Origin of the sequence: Frigoribacterium sp. CFBP 13605 (assembly GCF_014839405.1) — a bacterium.
Lineage (GTDB): Bacteria > Actinomycetota > Actinomycetes > Actinomycetales > Microbacteriaceae > Frigoribacterium.
Window position 1 is genome coordinate 1 of the sequence record NZ_JACYNS010000138.1, and the last position, 5,591, is coordinate 5,591.

4 protein-coding genes are annotated in these 5,591 nt (G+C 67.4%); all 4 read right to left on the bottom strand.

All coding sequences use genetic code 11. From position 1 onward, the window contains the following. Positions 1–206: 206 nt before the first annotated feature. Positions 207–1,304 carry a substrate-binding domain-containing protein gene (locus IFT36_RS14890; protein ID WP_056046504.1) on the bottom strand — a complete coding sequence of 366 codons (1,098 nt, stop codon included), beginning with the start codon at positions 1,302–1,304 and terminating at the stop codon, positions 207–209. 110 nt (positions 1,305–1,414) lie between these two features. Further along, on the bottom strand, positions 1,415–2,782 hold the full coding sequence (mmsB, locus tag IFT36_RS14895; protein WP_043592911.1) for a multiple monosaccharide ABC transporter permease: 1,368 nt from the start codon (positions 2,780–2,782) through the stop codon (positions 1,415–1,417). Beyond that, on the bottom strand, positions 2,779–4,329 hold the full coding sequence (mmsA, locus tag IFT36_RS14900) for a multiple monosaccharide ABC transporter ATP-binding protein (protein WP_056046505.1): 1,551 nt from the start codon (positions 4,327–4,329) through the stop codon (positions 2,779–2,781). The genes mmsB and mmsA overlap by 4 nt, the downstream gene beginning before the upstream one ends. Positions 4,330–4,661: 332 nt before the next feature. Next, positions 4,662–5,591, bottom strand: a 930-nt coding sequence (locus IFT36_RS14905; protein WP_200413540.1) for a LacI family DNA-binding transcriptional regulator, incomplete at its 5' end; no start/stop codon positions are given.

Below are 5,591 nucleotides of genomic sequence, written 5' to 3' on the forward strand. Positions count from 1 at the left end.
GCCGTCGGCGGGGCGGCCGACGTAGCGGGACCGGGGCGAGGCGAGCAGCGACTCGACGGTGACCGGCGTCGCGGACGCGGCCCGCGCCTCCTGCGCTCGTCGGTCGGTGTCCACGGACGCACGATACCGCCCGCCGACGACGACGGCCGGGCACCCCGTGCGGGGTGCCCGGCCGGTGCCGGTGCTGCCCGAGGGCAGCGGGAGTGCTACTTGGTGAGCGGCTCGAGCGTCGTGTCGTTGGCGTACGCCTCGGCGGCGTTGTCCTTGGTCACGATCTGCGGGGGCAGCAGGTAGGCCGGGACGACCTTGCTGCCGTTGTCGTACGACTCGTCGTCGTTCGTCTCGGCCTTGTCGCCCTTGCTGAGCGAGCTGACCATCGCGACGGCCTGCTTCACGAGGTTGCGGGTGTCCTTGTTGATGGTCGAGTACTGCTCGCCGGCCATGATCGACTTGACCGACTCGACCTCGGAGTCCTGACCGGTGACGGTCGGGATGTCCTTGCCGGCCTGCTTCACCGAGGTGATGATGGCGCGGGCCAGGGTGTCGTTCGGGCTCAGGACGCCGTCGAGCTCCTTGTCACCGTAGGTGCTGGTGAGCAGCGAGTCCATGCGACGCTGGGCGTTCTCGGGCTTCCAGCCGTCGGTCGCCGTCTGCTTGATGTCGGTCTGGCCCGAGGCGACGACGAGGGTGCCGTCGTCGATCTTCGGCTGCAGGACGCTCATCGCGCCGTCGAAGAAGACCTTCGAGTTGGCGTCGTCCGACGAGCCGGAGAACAGCTCGACGTTGTAGGGGCCGTCGGCCTTCTTCGCGGCCATGCCGTCGAGCAGGGCCTGGCCCTGGAGCTCGCCGACCTTGAAGTTGTCGTACGCGACGTAGTAGTCGACGTCCTCGGTGTTGAGGATCAGGCGGTCGTAGGCGATGACCACGGCGCCGGCGTCGTGGGCGGCCTTGACCTGGGTGCCGAGCTGGCCACCGTCGGCCGCGCCGATGATGATGACCTTCGCGCCCTTGGTGACCATGGACTGGATCTCGTCCTGCTGGTTGGCCACGGTGCCGCTGGCGGCCGCGTACTGCACGTCGGGCTTAAACCCGGCGTCGGTGAGGTCCTTGGTGAACAGGTCGCCGGCGAGGACCCAGTTCTCGCTCGTCTTGGCCGGCAGGGCCACGCCGATGGTCGAGCCGGACTCGAAGCCCGAGGCCGCGTCGCCCGAACCCGCGTCGGTGCGGGCCGAGTTCGAGCAGCCGCTCAGGATCAGCGTCGTTGCTGCGGCGACCGCGAAGGTCGTCAGCGCGAGTTTGCGCATGCTGTGTCTACTTTCTCGTTGTGAGGGGTGATGCCGTGTGGTCGCCCGCGGTGCGGACTCCCGGTGGAGGCGCGCCCGGCCGTCGATGGACGGGCGCGCGGGTGGTGGGTCTAGTTGGGCGTCGTGGCCTTGGGACGCTGCACGTCCGAGATGTCGCCGTTCGGGGTGAGGGCGGGCTCGGTCGTCTCGGCGTCGCGACCGACGCCGTTCTGGGCGCCCGGGGGCAGGTCGGAGGCCGCGATGCCGTTCTTGTCGCGACGCAGGCCCCGGGTGAGGAACCCGGTGATGGACGGACGACCCTGGCTCTTGTTGTAGACGTCGACCGCGACCGCGATCAGGAGCACGAGGCCCTTGATCATCTGCACCTTGTCGGAGCCGACGCCCATGAGCTGCAGGCCGTTGTTCAGCACGGCGATGACGAAACCACCGACGATCGAGCCGGTCACCGTGCCGATGCCGCCGGCGACGGCGGCGCCACCGATGAAGACCGAGGCGATGGCGTCGAGCTCCCAGTTGAGGCCGTCCTGCGGGCCGGAGGCACCGGCACGGGCGACGTAGATCATGCCGGCCAGGGCGGCGAGCACGGACATGTTCATCATGACGAAGAAGTTGATGCGCTTCGCCTTGACGCCCGAGAGCTCGGCGGCGTGCGAGTTGCCACCCACCGCGTAGATGTGCCGACCGAAGATCGTGTTCTGCGTGACGAAGCCGTAGACCAGGACGAGCACGCCGAGGATGATGCCCGAGATCGGGAACGACGTCCCGACGCGGCCGCCGGCGAACAGCGTCGCGGCGTAGGCGATGATCGCGACCAGCACGACCAGCTTGACGGCGCTGACCCAGAGGGGAGCCCGCTCGGAGCCCATCTTCTGCTGGATGCGACGCAGGCGGAACTCGTTGTAGACCACGGCGACGATGATGACGAGGCCGAGCAGCAGGGTCGCGTTGTTGTAGCCGGTGTTCGGACCGAACTCGGGGAGGTAACCCGCGCCGATGACCGTGAATCCCTCGGGGACCGGGATGGTGTCGGCGTTGCCGACGAACTGGTTGGCACCGCGGAAGAGCAGCATGCCGGCCAGCGTCACGATGAAGGCGGGGACGCCGACGTAGGCGACCCAGAAGCCCTGCCAGGCGCCGATGACCACGCCGACCACGAGGCCGAGCAGGATCGCGGCACCCCACGGAAGACCCCAGCTGTCCATCGCCTTGGCGACGACGATGCCGCTGAAGGCGGCGACCGAACCGACCGAGAGGTCGATGTGACCGGCCACGATGACCATGACCATGCCGATGGCGAGGATCAGGATGTACGAGTACTGGCTGACCAGGGCGATGAGATTCGTGGGCTGCAGGGTGAGCCCGTCGGTCAGCACCTGAAAGATCAGGATGGCCACGACGAGCGTCGCGATCATGCCGAACTGGCGCGCGTTCGACGTGTTGCCGCCGAACACCTTCTTCAGGTCTTTGATGCCACTCATGCGGCTTGCTCCTTCTTCTTCGAGGTCATGGTTCGCATGAGCGTCTCGGCGTCGGCCTCGGAGGCCTCGATCTCGTTCGTGACGGAACCCTCGAAGATCGTGTAGATGCGATCGGAGAGCCCCAGCAGCTCGGGCAGTTCGGACGAGATGACGATCACGCCTTTGCCCTGGGCCGCGAGCTGGTTGATGATGTTGTAGATCTCGAACTTGGCGCCCACGTCGATGCCTCGCGTGGGCTCGTCGAGGATGAGCAGGTCGGGGTCGGTGAACATCCACTTCGCCAGGACGACCTTCTGCTGGTTGCCGCCGGACAGCTTGGCGACCCCTTCGTCGACCGTGGGGGTCTTGACGCGCAGGCTCTTGCGGTAGTCCTCGGCGATCGAGTGCTCTTCGTAGGTGTTGACCACGGAGGCCTTCGAGATCTTGGTGAGCTTGGCCGCGACCGTCGAGCGCTTGATGTCGTCGAGCAGGTTGAGCCCCAGCACCTTCCGGTCTTCGGAGACGTAGGCCAGGCCGTTGTCGATCGCGTCCGAGACGTTCTTGATCTCGATCTTCCGGCCGTCCTTGACGATCTCGCCCGAGACGAACTGACCGTACGAGCGACCGAAGATGCTCATCGCGAGTTCGGTGCGACCGGCGCCCATCAGGCCGGCCAGGCCGACGATCTCGCCCTTGCGCACGGTGATGGACGAGCCCTTGCAGACGAAGCGTTCGGCCGTCTGCGGGTGGCGCACCCACCAGTCCTTGACCTCGAAGAAGACCTCGCCGATCTTCGGGGTGCGGTCGGGGAAACGGCTGGCCAGGTTGCGGCCGACCATGCCGCGGATGATGCGGTCCTCGTTGACGCCGTCCTCTTTCACGTCGAGCGTCTCGATGGTCTTGCCGTCACGGATGATCGTGATGGAGTCGGCGATGGCCTCGATCTCGTTGAGCTTGTGGCTGATCATGATCGACGAGATGCCGCGACCCTTGAGGCCGCGGATGAGGTCGAGCAGGTGCTGCGAGTCGGCCTCGTTGAGGGCCGCGGTCGGCTCGTCGAGGATCAGCAGCTTGACGTTCTTGTTCAGCGCCTTGGCGATCTCGACGAGCTGCTGCTTGCCGACGCCGAGGTTCTTGATGGCGGTGTCGGGGTCGTCCTTGAGGCCGACGCGGGCGAGCAGGTCGATGGCCTTCGTCTTCGCCGCGCGCCAGTCGATGGCCCCGAAGCGGGTCGGCTCGTTGCCGAGGAAGATGTTCTCGGTGATCGAGAGCTCGGGGATCAGCGCCAGCTCCTGGTGGATGATGACGATGCCCTGCGACTCGCTCGAGCGGATGTCGCGGAACCGCATCTCGGCACCCTGGTAGACGATGTCGCCCGTGTAGGTGCCGAACGGGTAGACACCCGAGAGGACCTTCATCAGCGTCGACTTGCCGGCGCCGTTCTCGCCGCAGATCGCGTGCACCTCACCGGCGCGGACCTGCATCGACACGTCGTCGAGCGCCTTGACGCCCGGGAACTCCTTCGTGATGGAGCGCATCTCGAGGATGACGGGAGAGTCAACGCCCATGCGGGGCACCCCCGGGGATGTGGCTGCTCGCGAGCTGTTCGCTCTGCGTCACGGCACTGGGCACGTCGTCCTCGACCTTCGACCTCGTCGTCGTCCGCCGGTGATGTGCACCGACGGGCATCCTGTGATTCGTCGCCGCCGTGCCGGGCCGTCCGTCGAGCCTGGCGAAGGGGCCGGACCCGCCGAATGTGACCGTTCACACTGCGACTGGAGCAAAGCTAATCCCGAGAGGGTGTGCTGTCAAATGCCGATGCCGATCCGTTATGGAACACGGGCCGACCGACGCGCGCCGCGCCTCCTGACGGCTCGTCCCGCCGTGCCGTGACGGGCCGTCAAAGGAACCAGGGGCGTGAGGTCGACCCGCGCACCACCAGTTCCGGAGGGATCAAGGTGCGATCGACGACCGTGCCGCCCTCGAGCTCGGCCACGACGAGTTCGACGGCGCGTCGGCCGATCAGGGCGAAGTCCTGACGCACGGTCGTGAGCGGCGGCCACAGGTGCGGCGCGGTCGGCGAGTCGTCGAAGCCGACGACGCTGACCTCGCGGGGCACGTCGACGTCGGCCTCGCGGAAGGCGTGCAGCAGGCCCACGGCCATCAGGTCGTTGGCCGAGAACACGGCGGTGAAGTCGCGGCGGCGCAGCAGTTCCTGCCCGGCCGTGTAGCCGAAGTCGGCGGTCAGGTCGCCGAGGATGGGCGGCTCGATCGACAACTCGGCCTCGCCCATCTCGAAGAGGAAGCCCTGCATCCGCTCGTCGGCCTCGATCCAGTCCTGGGGTCCGGCGACGTGCACGATGTGCCGGTGGCCGAGGTCGATCAGGTGCCGGGTCGCGAGGCGCGCCCCTTCGAACTGGTCGACCGAGAGGCTGTGCGCCCGGGCCCGCTGCGTCGAGTCGAGCGCGACGATGGGGACGTCGAGGTCGAGCTCGTCGATCACGTCGAAGAACTTGCGTTGCGGGGCGATGACGATGATCGCCTCGACCGCCTGGTTGGTGAGCAACTGCAGGCTCGCCCGGACGTCGTCCGACACCGTCGTCGTGCTCGCGATGCTCAGCCGGTAGCCGGCCGTCCGGGCCGCGACCTCGATGGCGTTGACGATCGTCTGCGGACCGAAGTGGACGTTCTGCAGGGTGAGCACGCCGATGGCCTTCGACCGGCTGGTGACCAGCGCCCGCGCGGCCTGGTTCGGGCGGTAGCCGATCTCGTCGATGACGTCGAGCACCTTCTGCCGCGTGCTCGGCCGGATGCTGGGACTGTCGTTGAG

Bases quoted from the DNA above. Each gene is read 5' to 3' on its own strand.
- mmsA (WP_056046505.1), bottom strand. From the start codon at position 4,329: ATGGGCGTTGACTCTCCCGTCATCCTCGAGATGCGCTCCATCACGAAG.
- mmsB (WP_043592911.1), bottom strand. From the start codon at position 2,782: ATGAGTGGCATCAAAGACCTGAAGAAGGTGTTCGGCGGCAACACGTCG.
- IFT36_RS14890 (WP_056046504.1), bottom strand. From the start codon at position 1,304: ATGCGCAAACTCGCGCTGACGACCTTCGCGGTCGCCGCAGCAACGACG.